Origin of the sequence: Burkholderia sp. AU45274, assembly GCF_030482505.1 — a bacterium.
Lineage (GTDB): Bacteria > Pseudomonadota > Gammaproteobacteria > Burkholderiales > Burkholderiaceae > Burkholderia.
The window spans coordinates 1-22,961 of sequence record NZ_JAUJQE010000018.1 but is presented as its reverse complement, the minus strand read 5'-3'; the positions used below and the strand labels follow the sequence as shown (position 1 = coordinate 22,961).

The following is a 22,961-nucleotide window of genomic DNA, read 5'->3' as shown; positions in this document are numbered from 1 at the left end:
TTTTCGATGCCGTCCGACCTGACCTTGCCCGCACCCTACGCGCCCCACGCCGCGCTGATGCGTGCGTTCGACGCGTGCCCGCTGATCGCGATCATGCGCGGGATCACGCCTGCCGAAGCGGCCGACCACGGCCGTGCGCTCCATGAAGCCGGCTTCCGGATCATCGAGGTGCCGCTCAATTCGCCCGATCCGTTCGACAGCATCGCCGCGCTGCGGCGTGCGCTGCCCGACGACACGATTGTCGGCGCGGGGACCGTGCTGCGCGCCGAGTATGTCGACCGCGTGCAGGACGCGGGCGGCGCGCTGATCGTGATGCCGCACAGCGACGCGGCCGTGATCCGCCGCGCGCGCGCGCGCGGCCTCGCGAGCGCACCGGGCGTGGCGACGCCGACCGAAGCCTTTGCGGCACTCGCGAACGGCGCCGACGTGCTGAAGATGTTCCCGGCCGAGCAGCTCGGCGTGCCGGTCGTGAAGGCGTGGCGCGCGGTGATCGACCGCGCGGTGCCGCTGATCCCGGTCGGCGGCATCTCGCCCGACAACATGGCGCCGTTCTTCAGCGCCGGCGCGAACGGTTTCGGGCTCGGCTCGGCGCTGTACCGCCCCGGCCAGTCGGCCGACGCGACCGCGGCGAATGCGCACGCGTTCCAGGCCGGCTTGCGCGCGGCGCGCGGCGGAGTCGCATGATGGGCCGCCTCGCGGACAAGGTCGCGATGGTGACGGGCGCGGGCCGGGGCATCGGCGCCGCGATCGCCCGCGCGTTCGTTCGCGAGGGCGCGGCGGTCGCGCTCGTCGATCTCGACTTCCCGCAGGCGCAGCGCACGGCCGCCGCGATTGCGCACGAGATCGCCGATGCGCGCGTGTTGCCGCTGCAGGCGGATGTCGCGCGGCAGGACGCGGTGCGTGCTGCAGTGACGCAGACCGAGGCGGCGTTCGGCCCGCTCGACGTGCTGGTGAACAACGCGGGCATCAACGTGTTCGCCGATCCGCTGACGATGACCGAAGACGACTGGCGCCGCTGCTTCGCGGTCGACCTCGACGGCGTGTGGCACGGCTGCCGAGCGGCGCTGGAGGGGATGGTCGAACGCGGCCGCGGCAGCATCGTGAACATCGCGTCGACGCACGCGTTCAGGATCATCCCGGGCTGCTTTCCGTACCCGGTCGCGAAGCATGGCGTGCTGGGCCTCACACGCGCGCTCGGCATCGAATACGCGGCGCGCAACGTGCGCGTGAACGCGATCGCGCCGGGCTACATCGAGACGCAGCTCACGCGCGACTGGTGGGACGCGCAACCCGACCCTGCTGCCGCGCGCGCCGAAACGCTCGCGCTGCAGCCGATGAAGCGGATCGGCCGGCCGGAGGAGGTCGCGATGACGGCCGTGTTCCTCGCGTCCGACGAGGCGCCGTTCATCAATGCCGCGTGCATCACCGTCGATGGCGGGCGCGCGGCGCTGTATCACGACTGACACGATTGACGTAACGATTCGAAAGACCGCACGTGCGACGGCCGCGCGCACGCTGCGTCGAAACCAACAAGCGGCTGCATCCTGTTCGATGAAGACAAGGAGACACTGGAGATGAAACGCAGAACGTTCGTAACGCTGGCGGCCGCGGCCGCGGTGGTGATCGGGAGCCCCGTCGTGCACGCGGCCGATCCGGTCAAGATCGGCTTCCTCGTGAAGCAGCCGGAAGAGCCGTGGTTCCAGGACGAGTGGAAGTTCGCCGAAATCGCGGCGAAGCAGAAGGGCTTCACGCTCGTGAAGATCGGCGCGCCGTCCGGTGAAAAGGTGATGAGCGCGATCGACAACCTGTCCGCGCAGAAGGCGCAGGGCTTCATCATCTGCACGCCCGACGTGAAGCTCGGGCCGGGCATCGTCGCGAAGGCGAAGTCGCACAACCTGAAGATGATGACGGTGGACGACCGCCTCGTCGACGGCGCGGGCAAGCCGATCGAGGCGGTCCCGCACATGGGGATCTCCGCGTACAACATCGGCAAGCAGGTCGGCGACGGCATCGCGGCCGAGATCAAGAAGCGCGGCTGGGACATGAAGGACGTCGGCGCGATCGACATCACCTACGAGCAGCTGCCGACCGCGCATGACCGCACCAGCGGCGCGACCGACGCACTGGTGGCCGCCGGCTTCCCGAAGGCGAACGTGATCGCGGCGCCGCAGGCGAAGACCGACACCGAGAACGCCTTCAACGCGGCGAACATCGCACTCACGAAGAATCCGCAGTTCAAGCACTGGGTGGCGTACGGCCTGAACGACGAAGCGGTGCTCGGTGCGGTGCGCGCGGCGGAAGGGCGCGGCTTCAAGGCGGACAACATGATCGGCATCGGCATCGGCGGCTCCGATTCGGCGCTGAACGAGTTCAAGAAGCCGCAGCCGACGGGCTTCTACGGCACCGTGATCATCAGCCCGAAGCGCCACGGCGAGGAAACCTCGGACCTGATGTACACGTGGATCACGCAGGGCAAGGCACCGCCGGCGCTGACGCTGACGACCGGCATGCTCGCGACGCGCGACAACGTGTCGAAGGTGCGCGACGAGATGGGGCTCGCGTCGAAGTAAGCGGCTTGCCGGCTGCGGCGGCCACGCGGCAGCCGGCGATCGATGGATCTGCAAGAGTAGGGAGACGACGTGTCAGCGGCACTGCGTTTTGACAATATCGGCAAGGTCTTTCCCGGCGTGCGCGCACTCGACGGCATCTCGTTCGACGTGCATGCGGGCGAGGTGCATGGCCTGATGGGCGAGAACGGCGCGGGCAAGTCGACGCTGCTGAAGATTCTCGGCGGCGAATACCAGCCCGATGCGGGCAGCGTGCTGGTCGACGGCCAGCCCGTGCAGTTCGCGAGTGCGGCCGCGTCGATCGCGGCCGGCATCGCGGTGATTCACCAGGAGCTGCAGTACGTGCCCGACCTGACGGTCGCGGAAAACCTGCTGCTCGGCCGCCTGCCGAATGCGTTCGGCTGGGTGAGGAAGCGCGAGGCGAAGCGCTTCGTGCGCGAGCGGCTCGCCGCGATGGGCGTCGATCTCGATCCCGATGCGCGGCTCGGGCGGCTGTCGATCGCGCAGCGGCAGATGGTCGAGATCTGCAAGGCGCTGATGCGCAATGCGCGCGTGATCGCGCTCGACGAACCGACCAGCTCGCTGTCGCATCGCGAGACCGAAGTGCTGTTCAAGCTCGTCGCCGACCTGCGTGCGCAGGGCCGCGCGCTGATCTACATCTCGCACCGGATGGACGAGATCTACCGGCTGTGCGACGCCTGCACGATCTTCCGCGACGGGCGCAAGATCGCGTCGCACGAATCGCTCGGCGACGTGCCGCGCGAACGGCTCGTCGCCGAGATGGTCGGGCGCGAGATTTCGGATATCTATCATTACGCGCCGCGTGCGCTCGGCGACGTGCGCTTCGCGGCCGAAGGCATCGACGGCCCGGCACTGCGCGAACCCGCGAGCTTCTCGGTGCGCGCGGGCGAGATCGTCGGTTTCTTCGGGCTCGTCGGCGCGGGCCGCAGCGAGCTGATGCGGCTCGTGTACGGCGCGGATCCCCGGCGCGCGGGCGTGCTGACGCTCGACGGCGCGCGCATCGACGTGAAGCGCACCGGCGACGCGATCCGCCACGGCATCGTGCTGTGCCCCGAGGACCGCAAGGAAGAGGGGATCATCGCGATCGCGTCGGTCGCGGAGAACATCAACATCAGCTGCCGCCGCCATTCGCTGCGCGCGGGGCTCTTCATCAACCGCAAGGCCGAAAGCGAAACGGCCGACCGTTTCATCCAGCGGCTCAAGATCAAGACGCCGAGCCGGCGCCAGAAGATCCGCTTCCTGTCGGGCGGCAACCAGCAGAAGGCGATCCTGTCGCGCTGGCTCGCGGAGCCCGACCTGAAGGTCGTGATCCTCGACGAGCCGACGCGCGGGATCGACGTCGGCGCGAAGCACGAGATCTACGACGTGATCTACCGGCTCGCGGAACGCGGCTGCGCGATCGTGATGGTGTCGTCGGAGCTGCCGGAAGTGCTCGGCGTGTCCGACCGCATCGTCGTGATGCGCGAAGGCCGGATCGCGGGCGAGCTGCCGCGCGAGCAGGCGAACGAGCACGCGGTGCTGAGCCTGGCGCTGCCGCAGACGAGCGCCGTCGAGGCGGCCTGACGCAGCATACGACAATCGAATCGGACATGCGCGGCGCGGGCCGTGCGATGCAGGAGCAGGAGACTCAATCATGCAAGTCAACGAAAACCTTGGCAGCGCCGCCGTGAAGCCGTCGGCCGACGCGCTGGTGCCGCAGCAGAGCGACCGCCAGAAGTGGTGGCAGCATCTGACCGAATACAGCCTGATCGCGATCTTCGCGGTGATGTTCATCACGATGTCGCTGACCGTCGATCACTTCTTCTCGATCGACAACATGCTCGGCCTCGCGCTGTCGATCTCGCAGATCGGCATGGTCGCGTGCACGATGATGTTCTGCCTCGCGTCGCGCGACTTCGACCTGTCGATCGGCTCGACCGTCGCGTTCTCCGGCGTGCTGTGCGCGATGGTGCTGAACGCGACCGACAACACGTTCGTCGCGATCATCGCGGCGGTCGCGGCCGGCGCCGCGATCGGCTTCGTGAACGGCGCGGTGATCGCGTATCTGCGCATCAACGCGCTGATCACGACGCTCGCGACGATGGAGATCGTGCGCGGGCTCGGTTTCATCGTGTCGAAGGGGCAGGCGGTCGGTGTGTCGTCGGATACGTTCATCGCGCTCGGCGGGCTGTCGCTCTTCGGCGTGTCGCTGCCGATCTGGGTCACGCTGCTGTGCTTCATCGCGTTCGGCGTGCTGCTGAACCAGACGGTCTACGGCCGCAACACGCTCGCGATCGGCGGCAACCCGGAAGCCTCGCGGCTCGCGGGGATCAACGTCGAACGCACGCGCGTGTACATCTTCCTGATCCAGGGTGCGGTGACGGCGCTCGCGGGCGTGATCCTCGCATCGCGCATCACGTCGGGCCAGCCGAACGCCGCGCAGGGCTTCGAGCTGAACGTGATCTCCGCGTGCGTGCTCGGCGGCGTGTCGCTGATGGGCGGCCGCGCGACGATCTCGGGCGTCGTGATCGGCGTGCTGATCATGGGCACCGTCGAGAACGTGATGAACCTGCTGAACATCGATGCGTTCTACCAGTACCTCGTGCGCGGCGCGATCCTGCTCGCGGCCGTGCTGCTCGACCAGCTGAAGAACCGCGGCGTCCGCGACTGACCCGATCCGCTTTTACGGAGACGAACCGCATGACCATCGACACTTCCGCGCACGACCCGCACACCGCGAGCCACGCGCGCTATGCACGCTACCCGAGCCTCGAGGATCGCGCGGTGCTGATCACGGGCGGCGCGACCGGCATCGGCGCGGCGTTCGTCGAACACTTCGCCGAGCAGGGCGCGCGCGTCGCGTTCGTCGACCTCGACGCGGCGGCCGGTGCCGCGCTCGCGGAACGCCTCGCGCACGTACGCCATGCGCCGCTGTTCCTCCAGTGCGACCTGACCGACATCGACGCGCTGCGCCATGCGATCGACGCGATCCGCGCGCGTATCGGTGCGATCGCGGTGCTCGTGAACAACGCGGCGAACGACACGCGCCACGCGATCGGCGACGTGACGCCCGAATCGTTCGACGCGGGCATCGCGGTGAACCTGCGTCACCAGTTCTTCGCCGCGCAGGCGGTGATCGACGACATGAAGCGGCAGGGCGGCGGCGCGATCGTCAATCTCGGCTCGATCAGCTGGATGCTGAAGAACGGCGGCTATCCCGTCTACGTGATGGCGAAGGCGGCCGTGCAGGGGCTGACGCGCGGCCTCGCGCGCGACCTCGGCCCGTTCGGCATCCGCGTGAATTCGCTGGTGCCCGGCTGGGTGATGACCGACAAGCAGCGCCGGCTGTGGCTCGACGACGCGGGCCGCGCGGCGATCAAGGCCGGCCAGTGCCTCGATGCCGAACTGCTGCCCGCCGATCTCGCGCGGATGGCGCTGTTCCTCGCGGCCGACGACAGCCGGATGATCACCGCGCAGGACGTGATCGTCGACGGCGGCTGGGCCTGACCGTTCGCACGACCCGCATCGATTCTTCGACGAAGGAAAGGAGTTCACCATGACCGCCACGTCCTCGAGCGCATCGTCGTCCACCAGCCAGTCGCGCCGCGCGCGCCTGGCCGCCGCCGCGCAGCCGGTCAGCCCCGGCCCGCAGACAGCAGCCTTCGCGCAGGGCGTCGGCGCCGCGCATGCGGCGGCCGTCACGCTGTCGAATGCGTTGCTGCGGCTCGACGTGCTGCCGCATCTCGGCGGCGGCATCGCGCGCTTCGACTGGCGCGGCGACAACGGCGCGCTGATGCCGGTGTTCCGCCGCTGCGAGCACCCGGAGACGGCGACGGACCCGAACGAACTCGCGTGCTATCCGCTGCTGCCTTACTCGAACCGGATCGGCGACGGGCGGTTCGAGTGCGACGGGCGCCGCGTCGCGGTGCCGCGCAATCGCCGCGACGAGCCGCTGCCGATCCACGGCGACGGCTGGCTCGCGCGGTGGCAGGTGGACGATGCGACCGGCACGTCGCTGCAACTGTCGCTCGATCGCACCGCCGGCGCGCCGTATGCGTTCCGCGCGATCCAGTCGTTCGAGCTCGACGAAGCGACGCTGTCGATCGCGCTGACGATCGAGAACGCGGGGCGTGCGCGGCTGCCGTTCGGGCTCGGCGTGCATCCGTTCCTCGTGCGCGATACCGCGACCGAACTGGCCGCGGCTGCCGGCGGGCTGTGGCTGTCGGGCGCGGATTTCCTGCCGGTGCGGCACGTGAGCGTGCCGCCGGCCTGGCAGTTCGGCGTCGCGTATCCGCTGCCGGCCGCGCTCGTCAATCATGCGTTCACCGGCTGGGGCGGCCACGCGACGGTGAGCTGGCCGCGCCGCGGGCTGTCGCTGACGGTGGCGGCCGACGCCGACGCGTACGTGCTCTATACGCCGCCCGGCGAGGATTTCTTCTGCTTCGAGCCGGTCGATCATCCGATCAATGCGGTGAACCTGCCGGGCGGCGCGACCGCGCACGGGATGACGCTGCTCGCGCCCGGCGAGCGGCTCACGCGGCGTTTCGCGTTCACCGTCGAGCGCGCCGATGCGCGCGGCAATGCGGCTTCGCGCGAGGCGCGCCGGCGACGCGGGTAAAATACGCGGTCTACCAACGGTTTGCCGCGAGTACCCGCCATGTCTTCCCCGCTTACTTTCATCGAATCGCTGCGCGCCGCGTGGCAGCGCACCAATTCGCTGCTGTGCGTCGGCCTCGATCCCGAGCCGTCGCGCTTTCCCGTGCAGTTCGACGGCCAGCCCGATGCGATCTTCGAATTCTGCCGGCAGATCGTCGACGCAACCGCGCAATACGCGAGCGCGTTCAAGCCGCAGATCGCCTACTTCGCCGCGCATCGCGCGGAAGACCAGCTCGAGCGGCTGATCGCGCACATCCACCTCCAGCATCCGGGCCTGCCGGTGATCCTCGACGCGAAGCGCGGCGACATCGGCAGCACGGCCGAGCAGTACGCGCGCGAAGCGTTCGAGCGCTACCGCGCGGACGCCGTCACGGTGAACCCGTACATGGGCTACGACTCGGTCGAGCCGTACTTCGAGCACGAAGGCAAGGGCGTGATCGTGCTGTGCCGCACGTCGAACCCGGGCGGCTCCGACCTGCAGTTCCTCGACACCAACGGCCGGCCGCTGTACCAGGTCGTCGCCGACCTCGCGGCGAACAAGTGGAACGGGAAGAACGGCCAGCTCGGCCTCGTGGTCGGCGCGACGTTCCCGAAGGAAATCGAGATCGTGCGCGGGATCGTCGGCGACATGCCGCTGCTGATTCCCGGCATCGGCGCGCAGGGCGGCGACGTGCAGGCGACCGTCAACGCGGGCCGCACGGCCGACGGCACCGGCATGATGATCAACTCGTCGCGCGCGATCCTGTACGCGAGCAAGGGCGAGGATTTCGCCGAAGCCGCGGCGCTCGCCGCGCAGAAGACGCGCGACACGATCAACGCGCATCGTTGATCGGTTGCACCGGTTGCCTGTCCGGGCAGCCGGTTCCGGCGGGCTCCCACGCGCGAGCCCGGCGCTCTTCTCCCGTTTTTCCGCTCCTCCGCCCGTCCGGCCCGCGCTGGCGCACGCGGACAACTTCCCGTCGCTTCCGCACCGCATCCCCGCGCGCCAATCGCGCGATGCTCCCGCTTGTCATCGATCCGTCACGAAAATGTCAAGAAAGGAGCGACGCCATGCCCAAGCTGTCCCGACGTCTTCTGAGCGCGCTTGCCGCGTCGTTGTGCATGAGCTTCGCCCATGCGGCGGATCTCTCGCACTGGCCGGCCGATAGCGCGAAGGCGCTGAACGCGATGATCGCCGCGCACGCGCACCGCGGCGACTACGCGGTGTTCGACGCCGACAACACGACCTACCGCTACGACCTCGAGGAGTCGCTGCTGCCGTACCTCGAGAACCGCGGCGTGCTGACGCGCGACACGCTCGACCCGTCGCTGAAGCTGATCCCGTTCAAGGATTCCGCCGACTACCGGGAATCGCTGACGAGCTATTACTACCGGCTGTGCGAGATCGACGACCTGGTCTGCTACCCGTGGATCGCGCAGGCGTTCGCCGGGCTGTCGCTGGCCGACCTGAAGCGCCACGTCGACGCGATGCTCGCCGACGGCAAGCCGATCCCGATCCGCTACTGGCAGGGCGACAAGGTGGTCGACGGCACGGTGAACCCGCCGCGTTTCTTCCGCGGGATGCAGGAGCTGTACAACGCGCTGCGCGAGAACGGGATCGAGGTCTACGTGATGACGGCCGCCCATGAGGAGCTCGCGCGGCTCGTGCTGTCCGACCCGAAGTACGGCTACAACGTGAAGCCGCAGAACGTGATCGGCGTGACGACGCTGCTGCGCAACCCGGCGACCGGCGCGCTGACCACCTCGCGGCTGCAGATCAAGGCCGGCAAGTACGACGAGGCCGCGAACCGCAGCCTGGTGATCACGCCGTTCCTGATGAACCCGATGACGTGGTACGAAGGCAAGCTCGGCTCGATCGTCGGCTGGATCGACCAGTGGAAGAAGCCGGTGCTCGTCGCGGGCGATACGCCGACGTCCGACGGCTACATGCTGCTGAACGCGACCGACGTCGCGCGCGGCGGCGTGCGCGTGTGGGTGAACAAGAAGGACAAGCAGATGGCGCAGATCCGCGCGTGGTCGGACGAATCGGCCGCGCGGCAGAAGTCGCTCGGCCTGCCGGTGACGGCGGACAAGAACTGGATCGTCGTGAAGCCCGACGCGATCCAGTAAGCGGGCAGGCGGGGGCGCGGCGCGCGCCCCCCGGCGATCAGCCCTCGCGCTCGTCGAGCAGCTTCAGCAGCCCGCGCAGCGCATGCGCGGCCGCCTGTGTGCGGATCTGTTCGCGGTCGCCCTTGAACACGAGCGTCTCGACGTCGGTATGCAGCCGGTTGCTCCAGCCGAACGACACGGTGCCGACCGGCTTCTTCTCGCTGCCGCCCGCGGGGCCCGCGATGCCGGTGACGGACAGCGCGACCTGCGCGCGGCTGTTGCGCAGCGCGCCTTCGGCCATCGCGCGCGCGACGGGCTCGCTGACGGCGCCGTGCTTGTCGATCAGGTCGGGCGGCACGCCGATCATCTCGATCTTGGCCTGGTTCGAGTACGTGACGAAGCCGCGCTCGAACCACTGGCTGCTGCCGGAGATGTCGGTGATCGCCGCGGCGATCATGCCGCCGGTGCAGGATTCGGCGGTGGCGAGCGTCAGGTGCTCGTCACGCAGCTTGTTGCCTGCGCGGATCGCAAGCTGATGGACGACGGAATCGGTTGGCATGCGCGTCGGGAAACGGGAGTCGGAAAATCGGTCAGCCGACGACGGAGCGCCACAGGGCGATCACGAGCAGCGTCATGAACGCGGCGACCAGGTCGTCGACCATGATGCCGAGCCTGCCTTTCAGGCGGCGCTCGACATAGCGGATCGGCGGCGGCTTGAGCATGTCGAAGAAGCGGAACGCGACGAACACCCACAGCTGGCCGACGAAGGTCGCGGGCGTGACGAACAGCATCACGAGCCAGATCGCGACGATCTCGTCCCAGACGACGGCGCCCGGATCGGCCGAACCCATCTTCGTCGCGGTGAAACCGGTGAGCCATGTGCCGGCGACGAAGCCGGCCGCGATCAGCGCCCACCATTCGGGCACCGTCAGGTAGCGGTTGAGCACGACGAACGTCAGCCAGCCGAACAGCGAGCCGAACGTGCCGGGCATGATCGGCGCGAGCCCGCTGCCGAAGCCGAGCGACACGATGTGCGCCGGGTGCGACAGCATGAAGCGCGCGGTCGCGCGGCGCGGCGCGTTGCCGCCGGATGCGGCGCCGGGCTCGGCCGCGGTGTGCGCGGGCGTCGGGTCAGTCTGCATGGAAGTGGTCGAAGCCGTGCAACGTGAGAGCGAGAGGCGCGCCGGCGGCGTCGCGCCACGCGATCGCGGGCTGCTCCGACGGCGCGGACAACGCGCGTATTGTACCGATTCGGGTGACCGCCACGCCGGCCGTTACGCCGGCCGCCTCGACCGCCGCGCGGGCTGCCGCCGGCGCGGTGAAGCACAGTTCGTAGTCGTCGCCGCCGGCCAGCGTGCAGCGGCGCTGCACGTCGGGCGGCAGCGTCGCGAGCGCGGCCGAGCGCGGCACCGCGTCGGCATCGATCTCGGCGCGCACGTTCGAGCGGGCCAGGATGTGCTGCAGGTCGCCGGCGAGGCCGTCCGAGAGATCGAGCGCCGCGTGCGCGACGCCCGCGAGCGCGAGGCCGAGCGCGATGCGCGGTTCGGGGTACTCGAGCGCGCGCCGGAACGCGGCCGCTTCGTTCGCGCCGGCCGTCCATTCGCCGCGCGCGACGCCGAGGCCGGCGCGCGCATCGCCTAGCGTGCCGGAGACCCAGACATCGTCGCCGTCGCGCGCGGCGTCACGCCGCAGCACCGCGTCGGGCGCGACTTCGCCGAACACGGTCACGCACAGGTTCAGCGGGCCGCTCGTCGTGTCGCCGCCGATCAGCTCGCAGCGGTAGCGCTCGGCGAGCGCGAACAGCCCGTTGCTGAACGCTTCCAGCCACGCGGCGTCGGCACGCGGCAGCGCGCACGCGAGCGTGAACGCGCGCGGCTCGGCGCCCATCGCCGCGAGGTCGGACAGGTTGACCGCGAGCGTCTTGTGGCCGAGCGCGTCGGGCGCGACGTCGGGGAAGAAGTGGCGGCCTTCCACCAGCATGTCCGTCGAAATGGCCAGCAATTTTCCGGATCGGGGCGTGATCAACGCGCAGTCGTCGCCGATGCCGAGCGTCGACGCACGGGCGCCCTGCGCGGCGCGGCGCGTGAAGAAGCGTTCGATCAGCGAAAACTCGGAGAGGGCGGCTGGCACGGCGGATGGATCCGAAACGATGGAAGGAACGGCATTGTACGAGGCGAGCGGCGGCGTTCCTGCACCGTTCAGTACAATTTTGTCGCGGCTGTTGCACCCGAATCGCCGGTCTGGCGGCCGATGATTGGCGCTACAATGCCGTCGAAGAGTCATTCTAATCCGCCCGCCAAGAGACACATGTCTACCCAAGCCTCCTCCAAAGCCAAACTCCGCGAAGCCGCGCTCGACTATCACGAATTCCCGACCCCCGGGAAAATCGCGATCGCCCCGACCAAGCAGATGATCAACCAGCGCGATCTCGCGCTCGCGTACTCGCCGGGTGTGGCGTACGCGTGCGAGGAGATCGTCGAGAATCCGCTCAACGCGGCGCGCTTCACCGCGCGCAGCAACCTGGTGGGCGTCGTCACGAACGGGACGGCGGTGCTCGGTCTCGGCAACATCGGCCCGCTCGCGTCGAAGCCGGTGATGGAAGGCAAGGCGGTGCTGTTCAAGAAGTTCGCGGGCATCGACGTGTTCGACATCGAGCTGAACGAGTCGGACCCGCACAAGCTGGTGGACGTGATCGCCGCGCTGGAGCCGACCTTCGGCGGGATCAACCTGGAAGACATCAAGGCGCCGGACTGCTTCATCGTCGAGCGCGAAGCGCGCAAGCGGATGAAGATCCCGGTGTTCCACGACGACCAGCACGGCACCGCGATCGTAGTGGCCGCGGCCGTCACGAACGGGCTGAAGGTCGTCAACAAGGACATCAAGAAGGTCAAGCTCGTCGCGTCCGGCGCAGGTGCGGCCGCGCTCGCGTGTCTCGACCTGCTGGTCGACATCGGCCTGCCGCTCGAGAACATCATCGTGACCGACCTGGCGGGCGTGGTCTACAAGGGCCGCACCGAGCTGATGGATCCGGACAAGGAGCGTTTCGCCCGCGAAACGGAAGCCCGGACGCTGGCCGAAGTGATCGACGGCGCGGACATCTTCCTCGGCCTGTCGGCTGCCGGCGTGCTGAAGCAGGAGATGGTGAAGGGCATGGCCGAGCGCCCGCTGATCCTCGCGCTCGCGAACCCGACGCCGGAAATCCTGCCGGAACTCGCACTCGAAGTGCGGCCGGACGCGGTGCTGGCCACGGGCCGCACCGATTACCCGAACCAGGTCAACAACGTCCTGTGCTTCCCGTTCATCTTCCGCGGCGCGCTCGACGTCGGCGCGACGACGATCACGCGTGAAATGGAGATCGCGGCCGTCAACGCGATCGCCGAGCTTGCGCAGCACGAGCAGAGCGACATCGTCGCGACCGCGTACGGCATCCAGGACCTGTCGTTCGGGCCCGAATACCTGATTCCGAAGCCGTTCGATCCGCGCCTGATCGTGAAGATCGCGCCGGCCGTCGCGCAGGCCGCGATGGACGGCGGCGTCGCGACGCGCCCGATCGAGGACATGGACGCGTACAAGCAGCACCTGCAACAGTTCGTGTATCACAGCGGCACGACGATGAAGCCGATCTTCCAGATCGCGCGCGCCGCGCCGGAAGAGAAGAAGCGCGTCGTGTTCGCGGAAGGCGAAGAAGAGCGCGTGTTGCGCGCCGTTCAGATCATCGTCGACGAAAAACTCGCGAAGCCGATCCTGATCGGCCGCCCGTCGGTGATCGAGCACCGTATCCAGCGCTACGGCCTGCGCCTGACGCCGGGCACCGACTTCACGGTCGTCAACACCGAGCACGACGAGCGCTACCGCGATTTCTGGCAGACGTACTACAAGATGATGGCGCGCAAGGGCATCAGCGAGCAGCTCGCGCGCGTCGAGATGCGCCGCCGCACGACGCTGATCGGCTCGATGCTGGTGAAGAAGGGCGAAGCGGACGGGATGATCTGCGGCACGATCAGCACCACGCACCGCCACCTGCACTTCATCGACCAGGTGATCGGCAAGCGCCCGGGCTGCAGCGTGTACGCGGCAATGAACGGCCTCGTGCTGCCGGGCCGCCAGATTTTCCTCGTCGACACGCACGTGAACGTCGATCCGACCCCGGAAGAGCTGGCCGAGATCACGATCATGGCGGCGGAAGAAGTGCGCCGCTTCGGCATCGAGCCGAAGGTCGCGCTGCTGTCGCACTCGAATTTCGGCACGAGCAACGCCCCTTCTGCGAAGAAGATGCGCGATACGCTCGCGATCCTGCAGGAACGTGCGCCGGAGCTGAAGGTGGACGGCGAGATGCACGGCGACGTCGCGCTCGACGCGGCGCTGCGCAAGGAAATCCTGCCGGAATCGACGCTGGAAGGCGAAGCGAACCTGCTGATCCTGCCGAACATCGACTCCGCGAACATCGCGTACAACCTGCTGAAGACGGCCGCGGGCAACAACATCGCGATCGGGCCGATCCTGCTGGGCGCCGCGCAGCCGGTGCACGTGCTGACCGAATCGGCGACCGTTCGCCGCATCGTCAACATGGCGGCGCTGCTGGTCGCCGACGTGAACGCCACGCGCTGAGCCAAAACGAACGCGCCAGGCCGGTCGAACCGGCGTGGCGCGTCGGGCGAAATTGTAAACAAAAGCAAAAAGAGGCGTGCCCGCAATGGGCACGCCGCGGGCAGGGCGCAAACGCGCTTCCCTCAAGCAACATCAGCATCTCTCTCCACTCAGCGTAGCCGGCGTGGCAAGGAGGCAGAGTCTTGCCATGCCAGAGATGCCGCCCGCATTTTATCCTATGTAAGATAAATGCAGTGTGATTTAGGTAAAAAATGCGCAATTCCGGGTATCACTGGCCTTTCGATTCCCAAACGGACATTGATTCGCGCGGCCAATAACGCTACGCTAACGCCTTTGTTGGTCGTCAACTACTTGATTTAACAGCGGGAACCCTGGTTCATGGCACGCAAGTGGCTCCGCAACGGCGCGCTCGCGTCCGTCTTCGCGATGTTCGCGATGGGTATCGTCGGCACGCCGACGGGCAGTCTGGTTTCCGCCGCTTACGCACGGGAGGCCGTTCCGGCCGACGTGGCGGCGAGCGGGCTCGATACGATTCCGACCGCCCGTCTTCCGCGCGAGGCCGTGACCACGCTGGGCCTGATCGGCGCCGGCGGTCCGTATCCGTACGAGAAAGACGGCGTCGTGTTTGGCAACCGCGAGCGGATCCTGCCAAAAGCGAAGCGCGGCTACTACCATGAATACACGGTGCCGACGCCGCGTGCCCGCAATCGCGGGGCGCGCCGGATCGTCTGTGGCGGGCCATTGCGCCGGATCGACAACTGTTATTACACGGGCGACCACTACAACAGTTTTAAACGTATTGTTGAATGACTTCGGGACGAATGGCATGAGCGACTCCATCTACGCGCACGAAACGGCGGCGGCGGAACTGTTCGCGGCCGGCGACGGCAATCTGTTTCAGCGCGTGATTCAACTGCACGCGGCGGCGCAGGCTGGCAGCACGCCGGAGCAACAGGAAGCCGAGCCCGGGCTTTCATCGAACGAGGAGCCTATGAGCCTTTTCACGACCGTGCGACCCAATCTCGTGCAGTCGATCCGCGCGTTCCGCGTGCAGGATCTTGCCGACGAAGCCGGCCGGCTCGGCCAGCATTTCCTGTATGCGTTTTGCGGCGCCGCGCAGTCGAAGCAGGAAGTGATGGAAACGATCGCGACGTCGTTCCTGTTCCCGAAGCATTTCGGGAAGAACTACGACGCGCTGTACGACTCCCTGACCGACCTCGTCGCGAAGGCCGGCGCGCAGCCCGGTTTCGTGATCGTCCTCGAAGGGCTGCCGATCGCGCAGAAGTTCGACAAGGAAGGGCGCGAGACGCTGCTCGACGTGTTCCGCGAGGCGGCCGAATTCTGGGCCGAGCGCAAGGTCGCGTTCCGCGTGTTCTACTCGTTCGCGTAAGCGCACGTCGGCCAGCGGCCGATTCGGCGAATCACCCTTCGGAAGCCCGCTTCGAGCGGGCTTTTTTGCGCCTGCGCGGGTTGCATGCGCTTGGCCCGATCCGACACGGACCTTTCATCGCCCACTTTTTTTCGCGACAATCGCTCAGCCCGGGCGCCGCCGCCGCGCCGGGCGCATCACACCAGACCAACATTCGAGAGAGGGCCGTTTCCCCATGACCGCTACCCGATCAGCGGCGCGCACCCGTGCGTGCCATCCGCTCGTGTGCGCGCTGACCGCGTGTGCACTGTCGCTTGGCCTCCCGCCAGCCGCCCAGGCCGCGGTGCTGACCCCGGAGCAGACGACCGATCTGTATCTCGGCGCGTTCGTCAATGGCGACGCGTCGAAGGCCGAGCAGTTCAACGACGCAACGCGCACGCACTTCGACGGCGAGGGTGTGCTCGACGTGGCGGCCGTTGCGAAGCTCGCGGACAAATTGAGCGGGACGATCGTCGCCTCCATCCTGAACAAGGTGCCGGCGACGGTACGCACAACGGTGAACGGGCCGGTCACCGCGGCGATCGGGTCATTTCAGCATGCGCTCGCGCGTTCCGAGTGCAAGGCCACCGGTTCGACCCGGAAGCCGAACGAATCCGTGAAAGGCGAATCGATCGCGACGGTCGAATTCGCGTGCCGCGTCGCCGAGGTGGAACCTGGCTTGAGGGCGCTGCGGGAGACGGTCGACGAGCCGCGCTCGGAAGACGACAACGCGCGCGCGGCATATCTCGCGGCGTTCCTGAACGGCGTGGTACCCGTGTTCGACCACGCGCCGACGAGCCGGCCGATCACGGGCCGGATCGACCTGCATGGCACGGACGACAAGGGCTGGATCGCGGATTCCCCCGCCCAGGTGCTGCGGCCCGTCGTCAACGCGCTGATGAGCCAGATGCGTGACGCGAACGGCGACGCCGCCAATTAACCGGCAGCATTCGGGCCGCCGTGCATGTTGCCGGCGTGCCGGACATTCGAACGAGGGGAGTCGGCAATGAACCTTTTCACACGGGGGCTGCTGGTGGCCGCAGCCGTCGCTTCGATCGGGGGCGCGTCGGCAGCGGATGCCGCCGCGGTCGAACCGGCACTGACGCCGGCGGCGCAGGCCGCGTATCCAGCGGTCGAGCGGCTGCTTGGCGAGTTGCGCACGCGCTCGACACCGGACCAGTATGCGGCGGTGGCCCGTGCGATTCACGCGTCGCCGGCACTGGCCGGCCAACTGAACGAACTGGTCGATGCCGGGTTGCTGACGCGCATCGCGGTCGACAGCGGCGAACCCGCGCTCGGCCGGACGTCCGGTGCGTTGCGCAACGGCAGCGTCTGGATCCTGACGCCCGCCTTCGTCGAGAGCCAGGCGCCGCGACGCCTGTCCCACGTCGTGCATGACGGCGACATCCTGCCGGACAACATGGTCTTCGCGCTGGGCTACATGGCGTGGCGTGCGAAGCACGATGCCGACGTGAGCCGCGAGGCCGCCGCGTTGCGCGCATCGGACGACAGCGCGGACGAGAAAAAGCGGCGCTGGATCGAGCTGAACACGCGGATCGATGCCGGCGGCTTCATCCAGGGCTGGAATGACACGGTCGATGCCGCCGCAGTGCAGCACGACGGCCGGCCGGTGGGAATCACGCAGATCGTGCCGATGCTGATGAACCTGCGCTATCGCGGTCCGTTGATCAAGGCGATCCAGGCGACGCCGCCGTTGCGCGTCACCGCGACGACCTTCCCGTTCGATGATGCGAGCCTCGACGCGCTGGCATTGGCGCTCAAGGGTTCCAGCGTCATCGACATCGAGCCGTTGAGCGCCGCGCGCTGACGCGCGTCACCACCCGCCCCAGCGCGCCGCAAGCGCCGCAAGCACGGCCGCGCCGGCCGTCTCGGTACGCAGCACGCGGGGCCCGAGCGACAGCGCGGTGAACCCGCGTGCGCGGGCCGCATGTTCCTCGTCGGGCGACAGCCCGCCTTCCGGCCCGATCAGCAGCGTGACGGTTGCAGCGGGCGGCGTGTCGGGCAGCGACGCGAACGGGATGCTCGCGCGCGGCGACAGCAGCAGCCGCAGTTCGCCGTCGACCGGTGCCGCCGGCAGCGTATCGAGCCAGGTGTTGAAGCCGGCGACCGGCGCGACGTCGGGCACGCGGTTGCGCCCGCATTGCTCGCACGACGCGCGCACGACGCCACGCCAATGCGCGACGCGCTTGTCCGCGCGCTCGCCGGCGAGCTTCACGACGCCGCGCGCGGTCGACAGCGGCACGACTGCCGTTACGCCGAGTTCGACGGCCTTCTCGATCACCCAGTCCATCTTGTCGCCGCCGGCGATGCCTTGCGCGAGCGTCACGCGATAGGGCGGCTCGGCCTCGGCCGGTTCGAACGTGTCGATCTGCGCGAGCGCGCTGCGCTTGTCGATCTCGACGAGCCGCGCGCGGTACTGGCCGCCGGTGCCGTCGAACAACGCGAGCACGTCGCCAGGCTGCAGGCGCAGCACCTGTGCGTGGCGCGCGACCTCGGCCGGCAATGCGAGCGTGGCGTCGGCGCGCAGGGCCGCGTCGACGAAAAAGCGCGGCACGGCCGCGGTGGTGGTGGCTTCGTTCATGCGTGTAACGGGTGGGGTCATGCGTCGAGACGGCGCCCGAGCGCCCATCGGTAGCCGTCGAGATCCTCGATCTGCGCGAACCGGTCGCCCCAGAACTGATCCTGCGGCGCGCTCAGCGATTTCGCGCCCGCGTCGAGCGCGCGCTGCCAGGTGGCGTCGACGTTGTCGACATACAGGTAGAACGATTGCGGCGCGGTGGCGTTCGCACTTTTCGGCGTACGCGCGGGCGAGCCGAACGCGCCTTCGGGCGCGAACATCACGATCAGCTGGCCGCGATAGGCCATCTCGACGTGCATGATCGCGCCGTCTTCATCGTGCACGTCGCGTACCGTGAAGCCGAATGCGGCCTTGAAGAACTCGATGGCCGCGCGCGCGTTGCGTACGACCAGGTAGGGTGTCAACCAAGGCACGTTGGCCGGACGTGGATCGGTCATGAAAATCTCCTGTGGGGGCGCTTGAGCACGTGTTCTGATTCCATGCTCGGGCGTTCGTTCAGGGGGCGGCACGGCGTCCAGGACGTTCCGCCCCGGTGCCATGCATCGCGAATCCTGCAGGGACGCGATGGAAAAACGGAAGCGAGGCGGCCGCGCGGACGCTCAGCGGCGAACGCCCAGTGTATCGCGCAGCGCGCGTGGCAGGGCAAAGAGGGACGCATGCAGCCGCGCGTCGTAGTAGCGCAAGCCCTGGACGCGGCGGGCCGCGAGCCGTTCGTCGACGTCGTGTGCGAACAGCGCGGCCGCGTCGAGCGTGTCGCTCGCGATCGCCATCAGCCACTGCGAGCCATACAGCGGCACGTGCGCGGACAGCGGGTCGACGACCGCGAAGCTCGCGCGCAGGTCGTCGAGCAGCGCGGCGATGCGCGCCGCGTGGAACACCGGCGAGCCGAGGTGCATCGAGATCGCGCCGCACGGCGTCAGGATCCGCTTGAGCCGCGCATAGAACGCGCGGGTATAGAGGCCGGCCGCCGGCGAATCGGGCGGCGTGAGGTCGAACACGACGAGATCGAAATGCTCGACGGTCGACTCGACGAAATGCGCGGCGTCGCCGATCACGACCTCGACGCGCGGGTCGTCGAGCGCACCCTGGTGCACGTCGTCGAGATACCGGCGCGCCATCCCGACCACCTCGTCGTCGAGTTCCGCGATCACGATCCGCGCGATGCATGCATGCTTGAGCAGCTGGCGCGCCGCGCCGCCGTCGCCGCCGCCGAGCACGAGCGCCTTGCGCGGCGAAGGATGCGCGAGCGCGGCCGGGTGCGTCATGCACTCGTGATAGACGTACTCGTCGCCGACCGACGTCATCGGTCGGCCGTCCAGCGTGAACAGGCGGCCGAGCTGCGGGGTTTCCCAGACCTCGATCTGCTGGTGCGGCGACGCGACGTGCGCGAGCCGCCGGGCGTTCGGGAAGCCGTAGGCGGAGTCGGGCGTAGGGTGGAAAAGTAGAGTCGTGCTCACGGGCGGGCCACTCGGGGCTGGCAGTTCCGACGTCTGAATTATAGGAGGCGGGCGGTTTGACGGAAAACCGTGCCGGAACACTACTCGCCGACAAGGGAAATGTCAGCCCATCTGTTAAAATGACGAGCTTTGCAGCCCCGTCCGTAGGCTCCGTCCGCTTCGCGTCCGTCAGGCGCCGCACCGCGCGCCGGGAACGATTGACGCTCGAGCTTCCGGATGCCGCCGTGCCCCCGTTTCCTCGACTCGTTCTCCGGACTCGACATGACGACTTCGTCTCCCGCCTCCACCACCCTGATGGCCAACGCGATCCGTGCGCTCGCAATGGACGCCGTCCAGCAAGCGAACTCCGGCCACCCCGGCATGCCGATGGGCATGGCCGAAATCGGCGTCGCGCTCTGGTCGCGCCATCTGAAGCACAACCCGACGAACCCGCACTGGGCAGACCGCGACCGCTTCGTGCTGTCGAATGGCCATGGCTCGATGCTGCTGTACTCGCTGCTGCACCTGACCGGCTACGACCTGCCGATCGAAGAGCTGAAGAACTTCCGCCAGCTGCACTCGAAGACGCCGGGCCACCCGGAATACGGCATCACGCCGGGCGTCGAGACGACCACCGGCCCGCTCGGCCAGGGTCTCGCGAACGCGGTCGGCATGGCGCTCGGCGAAGCGCTGATGGCCGACGAGTTCAACCGTGACGGCGCGAAGATCGTCGATCACCACACGTACGTGTTCCTCGGCGACGGCTGCCTGATGGAAGGCATCTCGCACGAAGCCTGCTCGCTCGCCGGCACGCTGAAGCTGAACAAGCTGATCGCGCTGTACGACGACAACGGCATCTCGATCGACGGCGACGTCGTGAACTGGTTCCACGACGACACCCCGAAGCGTTTCGAAGCCTACGGCTGGAACGTGATCCCGAACGTGAACGGCCATGACGTCGACGCGGTCGACGCAGCCATCGCGAAGGCAAAGCTGTCGGACAAGCCGACGCTGATCTGCTGCAAGACGGTGATCGGCCAGGGCGCGGCGACCAAGGCCGGTGGCCACGACGTGCACGGCGCGGCGCTCGGCGCGGAAGAAATCGCGAAGACGCGCGCGGCACTCGGCTGGACCTGGGAGCCGTTCGTGATTCCGCAGGAAGTCTATGCGGCATGGGACGCGAAGGAAGCCGGCAAGCGCGCCGAGTCCGAATGGGACGCGACGTTCGCGGCCTATCGCGCGAAATTCCCGGCAGAAGCCGCCGAATTCGAGCGCCGGATGGCCAACCAGCTGCCGGCAGACTGGGCCGAAAAGGCTGCGGCGATCATCGCCGGCGCGAACGAGCGCGGCGAGACGGTGGCGACCCGCAAGGCGTCGCAGCAGGCGATCGAAGGCCTGGCTGCCGCGCTGCCCGAACTGCTCGGCGGCTCGGCCGACCTGACCGGCTCGAACCTGACCAACTGGAAGGCATCGAAGGCCGTCCGTGCGAATCCGGAAGGCCCGGGCGTCAAGCTGGGCAACCACATCAACTACGGCGTGCGCGAATTCGGCATGAGCGCCGCGATCAACGGCCTCGCGCTGCACGGTGGCCACAAGCCGTTCGGCGGCACGTTCCTGACGTTCTCCGACTACAGCCGCAACGCGCTGCGCGTGGCCGCGCTGATGAAGGTGCCGTCGATCTTCGTGTTTACGCACGACTCGATCGGCCTCGGCGAAGACGGCCCGACGCACCAGTCGATCGAGCACGTGTCGAGCCTGCGCCTGATCCCGAACCACGACGTATGGCGTCCGGCCGACACGGTCGAGACGGCCGTCGCATGGACCCACGCGGTTGCCGCCGACCGTCCGTCGAGCCTGATCTTCAGCCGCCAGAACCTGGCGTTCAACCCGCGTACCGATGCGCAGATCGCGAACATCGAGAAGGGCGGCTACGTGCTGAAGGACTGGGACGAAGAGATCGTCGCGCGCAAGATCATCCTGATCGCGACGGGCTCGGAAGTCGAACTCGCGATGAAGGCCGTCGAGCCGCTCGCGCAGCAAGGCATCGCGGCACGCGTCGTGTCGATGCCGTCGACCAACGTGTTCGACCGCCAGGACGCCGAATACCGTGAGCGCGTGCTGCCGCACGGCGTGCGCCGCGTCGCGATCGAAGCGGGCGTGACGAGCTTCTGGCACAAGTACGTCGGCCTCGAAGGCGGCGTCGTCGGGATCGACACGTTCGGCGAATCGGCGCCGGCCGGCGTGCTGTTCAAGTACTTCGGCTTCACCGTCGAGCACGTCGTCGAGACCGCCAAGGCCGTGCTGGCCTAAAGAGACAGACGCGACGCGCGCCACCCCTCGCGCGCGTCGCACCGTGAAGCTGCACGAAACGAATTTTTTCAGCCATCAGGAGATAGACCATGACGATTCGCGTCGCAATCAACGGCTACGGCCGCATCGGCCGCAACACGCTGCGCGCGTTCTACGAGAACGGCAAGAAGCACGACATCGAGATCGTCGCGATCAACGATCTGGGCGATGCGAAGACCAACGCACACCTGACCCAGTACGACACCGCGCACGGCAAGTTCCCGGGTGAAGTGTCGGTCGACGGCGACTACCTCGTCGTGAACGGCGACAAGATCCGCGTGCTGGCGAACCGCAACCCGGCCGAACTGCCGTGGGGCGAGCTGGGCGTCGACGTCGTGATGGAATGCACGGGCTTCTTCACGACGAAGGAAAAGGCGAGCGCGCACCTGAAGGGCGGCGCGAAGAAGGTGATCATCTCGGCACCGGGCGGCAAGGATGTCGACGCGACGATCGTCTACGGCGTGAACCATGACGTGCTGAAGGCCGAGCACACCGTCATCTCGAACGCATCGTGCACGACGAACTGCCTCGCGCCGCTCGTCAAGCCGCTGAACGACAAGATCGGCCTCGAAACCGGCCTGATGACGACGATCCACGCGTACACGAACGACCAGGTGCTGACGGACGTCTATCACGAAGACCTGCGCCGCGCGCGTTCGGCCACGCACAGCCAGATCCCGACGAAGACGGGCGCTGCTTCGGCCGTCGGCCTCGTGCTGCCGGAACTGAACGGCAAGCTCGACGGTTACGCGATCCGCGTCCCGACGATCAACGTGTCGATCGTCGACCTGTCGTTCATCGCGAAGCGCGACACGACGGTCGAGGAAGTCAACGCGATCATGAAGGAAGCTTCGGAAGGCGCGCTGAAGGGCATCCTCGGCTACAACGACGCACCGCTGGTGTCGATCGACTTCAACCACAACCCGGCTTCGTCGACGTTCGACGCGACGCTGACCAAGGTGTCGGGCCGCCTCGTGAAGGTGTCGAGCTGGTACGACAACGAGTGGGGTTTCTCGAACCGCATGCTGGATACGGCTGTCGCGTTTGCGAACGCGAAGTAATCCCGCACGTTGCGCGGCCGCTGCGAGGCGGCCTGCGTAGCGAACGAGCCCGGCCCGGTTTTTGAACTGACCCCGTAAAGTTGGACGGGTTATGACGGCTAGGGCTGAGTTCTGTATTGCACGGGACTCAGCCCTTTTAGTTTCAGTTTGATGCGGTCGTGATTGTAGTAGTGGATGTAGCTTGCCAAG

23 protein-coding genes are annotated in these 22,961 nt (G+C 67.8%); 16 read left to right on the top strand and 7 right to left on the bottom strand.

All coding sequences use genetic code 11. The features are described from left to right. Window positions 1-6 precede the first annotated feature (6 nt). From QZM35_RS35390 to QZM35_RS35350, 9 genes are all read left to right on the top strand, one after another. The gene (locus QZM35_RS35390) at window positions 7-684 is read left to right on the top strand and encodes a 2-dehydro-3-deoxy-6-phosphogalactonate aldolase (RefSeq protein ID WP_301777653.1); all 678 of its coding nucleotides are present in this window, start codon (window positions 7-9) and stop codon (window positions 682-684) included. Then, window positions 684-1,463: an SDR family oxidoreductase gene (locus QZM35_RS35385; RefSeq protein ID WP_089431334.1), complete on the top strand. Its 780-nt coding sequence runs from the start codon at window positions 684-686 to the stop codon at window positions 1,461-1,463. Before QZM35_RS35390 ends, QZM35_RS35385 begins: the two co-directional genes overlap by 1 nt. A 111-nt stretch (window positions 1,464-1,574) precedes the next feature. Then, the gene (locus tag QZM35_RS35380) at window positions 1,575-2,570 is read left to right on the top strand and encodes an arabinose ABC transporter substrate-binding protein (protein WP_069247093.1); all 996 of its coding nucleotides are present in this window, start codon (window positions 1,575-1,577) and stop codon (window positions 2,568-2,570) included. 69 nt (window positions 2,571-2,639) lie between these two features. Then, window positions 2,640-4,151 carry an L-arabinose ABC transporter ATP-binding protein AraG gene (gene araG / locus QZM35_RS35375; protein ID WP_301777652.1) on the top strand — a complete coding sequence of 504 codons (1,512 nt, stop codon included), beginning with the start codon at window positions 2,640-2,642 and terminating at the stop codon, window positions 4,149-4,151. Window positions 4,152-4,221: 70 nt separating this feature from the next. Next, a complete protein-coding gene (gene araH, locus QZM35_RS35370; RefSeq protein WP_011350896.1) occupies window positions 4,222-5,238 on the top strand; it encodes an L-arabinose ABC transporter permease AraH in 1,017 nt (338 codons plus the stop codon). 29 nt (window positions 5,239-5,267) lie between these two features. Continuing rightward, window positions 5,268-6,074, top strand: coding sequence for an SDR family NAD(P)-dependent oxidoreductase (locus tag QZM35_RS35365; RefSeq protein WP_089424458.1), 807 nt, complete (start codon window positions 5,268-5,270; stop codon window positions 6,072-6,074). A 49-nt stretch (window positions 6,075-6,123) separates the two neighbouring features. Further along, complete coding sequence (locus QZM35_RS35360) at window positions 6,124-7,185, top strand: aldose 1-epimerase (RefSeq protein WP_301777651.1); 1,062 nt, start codon at window positions 6,124-6,126, stop codon at window positions 7,183-7,185. Window positions 7,186-7,224: 39 nt separating this feature from the next. Further along, window positions 7,225-8,052, top strand: coding sequence for an orotidine-5'-phosphate decarboxylase (pyrF, locus tag QZM35_RS35355; RefSeq protein ID WP_174976229.1), 828 nt, complete (start codon window positions 7,225-7,227; stop codon window positions 8,050-8,052). A gap of 221 nt (window positions 8,053-8,273) precedes the next feature. Continuing rightward, a complete protein-coding gene (locus tag QZM35_RS35350) occupies window positions 8,274-9,332 on the top strand; it encodes a phosphorylcholine phosphatase (protein WP_089424460.1) in 1,059 nt (352 codons plus the stop codon). A 37-nt stretch (window positions 9,333-9,369) separates the two neighbouring features. On the opposite strand, the gene QZM35_RS35345 is transcribed toward QZM35_RS35350, so the two are convergent. From QZM35_RS35345 to thiL, 3 genes are read right to left on the bottom strand one after another with little or no spacing between them, the layout of a single operon-like run. Further along, entirely contained in the window at window positions 9,370-9,870 is a 501-nt protein-coding gene (locus tag QZM35_RS35345) for a CinA family protein (RefSeq protein WP_034186407.1), read from the bottom strand. Window positions 9,871-9,901: 31 nt separating this feature from the next. Further along, window positions 9,902-10,453 carry a phosphatidylglycerophosphatase A gene (locus QZM35_RS35340; protein WP_301777650.1) on the bottom strand — a complete coding sequence of 184 codons (552 nt, stop codon included), beginning with the start codon at window positions 10,451-10,453 and terminating at the stop codon, window positions 9,902-9,904. After that, window positions 10,443-11,441, bottom strand: coding sequence for a thiamine-phosphate kinase (thiL, locus tag QZM35_RS35335; protein ID WP_174976231.1), 999 nt, complete (start codon window positions 11,439-11,441; stop codon window positions 10,443-10,445). The genes QZM35_RS35340 and thiL overlap by 11 nt, the downstream gene beginning before the upstream one ends. A 135-nt stretch (window positions 11,442-11,576) precedes the next feature. Here thiL and QZM35_RS35330 point away from each other — a divergent pair, with 135 nt between their 5' ends. The 5 genes from QZM35_RS35330 to QZM35_RS35310 all read left to right on the top strand — a co-directional run bounded on the left by QZM35_RS35330 (window position 11,577) and on the right by QZM35_RS35310 (window position 17,155). Continuing rightward, window positions 11,577-13,919 carry an NADP-dependent malic enzyme gene (locus QZM35_RS35330; protein ID WP_301777649.1) on the top strand — a complete coding sequence of 781 codons (2,343 nt, stop codon included), beginning with the start codon at window positions 11,577-11,579 and terminating at the stop codon, window positions 13,917-13,919. Window positions 13,920-14,297: 378 nt separating this feature from the next. Further along, window positions 14,298-14,729: a ribonuclease domain-containing protein gene (locus tag QZM35_RS35325; protein ID WP_031398890.1), complete on the top strand. Its 432-nt coding sequence runs from the start codon at window positions 14,298-14,300 to the stop codon at window positions 14,727-14,729. 16 nt (window positions 14,730-14,745) lie between these two features. Continuing rightward, window positions 14,746-15,309, top strand: a complete 564-nt coding sequence (locus tag QZM35_RS35320) for a barstar family protein (protein WP_089424464.1) — start codon at window positions 14,746-14,748, stop codon at window positions 15,307-15,309. Between the two features lie 214 nt (window positions 15,310-15,523). Then, a complete protein-coding gene (locus QZM35_RS35315; protein ID WP_089424465.1) occupies window positions 15,524-16,267 on the top strand; it encodes a hypothetical protein in 744 nt (247 codons plus the stop codon). A 66-nt stretch (window positions 16,268-16,333) separates the two neighbouring features. Then, window positions 16,334-17,155: a hypothetical protein gene (locus QZM35_RS35310; RefSeq protein WP_301777648.1), complete on the top strand. Its 822-nt coding sequence runs from the start codon at window positions 16,334-16,336 to the stop codon at window positions 17,153-17,155. A gap of 6 nt (window positions 17,156-17,161) precedes the next feature. Here the strand turns inward: QZM35_RS35310 and QZM35_RS35305 are convergent, their stop codons facing one another. The 3 genes from QZM35_RS35305 to speE all read right to left on the bottom strand — a co-directional run bounded on the left by QZM35_RS35305 (window position 17,162) and on the right by speE (window position 19,383). Next, window positions 17,162-17,929, bottom strand: coding sequence for a 16S rRNA (uracil(1498)-N(3))-methyltransferase (locus tag QZM35_RS35305; RefSeq protein ID WP_174976235.1), 768 nt, complete (start codon window positions 17,927-17,929; stop codon window positions 17,162-17,164). Window positions 17,930-17,946: 17 nt separating this feature from the next. Continuing rightward, window positions 17,947-18,363, bottom strand: a complete 417-nt coding sequence (locus QZM35_RS35300; protein WP_301777647.1) for a glyoxalase/bleomycin resistance/extradiol dioxygenase family protein — start codon at window positions 18,361-18,363, stop codon at window positions 17,947-17,949. 162 nt (window positions 18,364-18,525) lie between these two features. Further along, window positions 18,526-19,383: a polyamine aminopropyltransferase gene (speE, locus tag QZM35_RS35295; protein WP_089424469.1), complete on the bottom strand. Its 858-nt coding sequence runs from the start codon at window positions 19,381-19,383 to the stop codon at window positions 18,526-18,528. Window positions 19,384-19,599: 216 nt separating this feature from the next. Between speE and tkt the strand changes: the two genes are divergently transcribed. Beyond that, a complete protein-coding gene (tkt, locus tag QZM35_RS35290; protein WP_089424470.1) occupies window positions 19,600-21,672 on the top strand; it encodes a transketolase in 2,073 nt (690 codons plus the stop codon). 89 nt (window positions 21,673-21,761) lie between these two features. Continuing rightward, window positions 21,762-22,772 (top strand): type I glyceraldehyde-3-phosphate dehydrogenase, encoded by a 1,011-nt coding sequence (gap, locus tag QZM35_RS35285; protein ID WP_059500962.1) that lies wholly within the window; start codon window positions 21,762-21,764, stop codon window positions 22,770-22,772. 98 nt (window positions 22,773-22,870) lie between these two features. On the opposite strand, the gene QZM35_RS35280 is transcribed toward gap, so the two are convergent. Further along, window positions 22,871-22,961 (bottom strand): IS3 family transposase (locus QZM35_RS35280; RefSeq protein WP_301777433.1); only part of this gene is annotated, 91 nt, incomplete at its 5' end.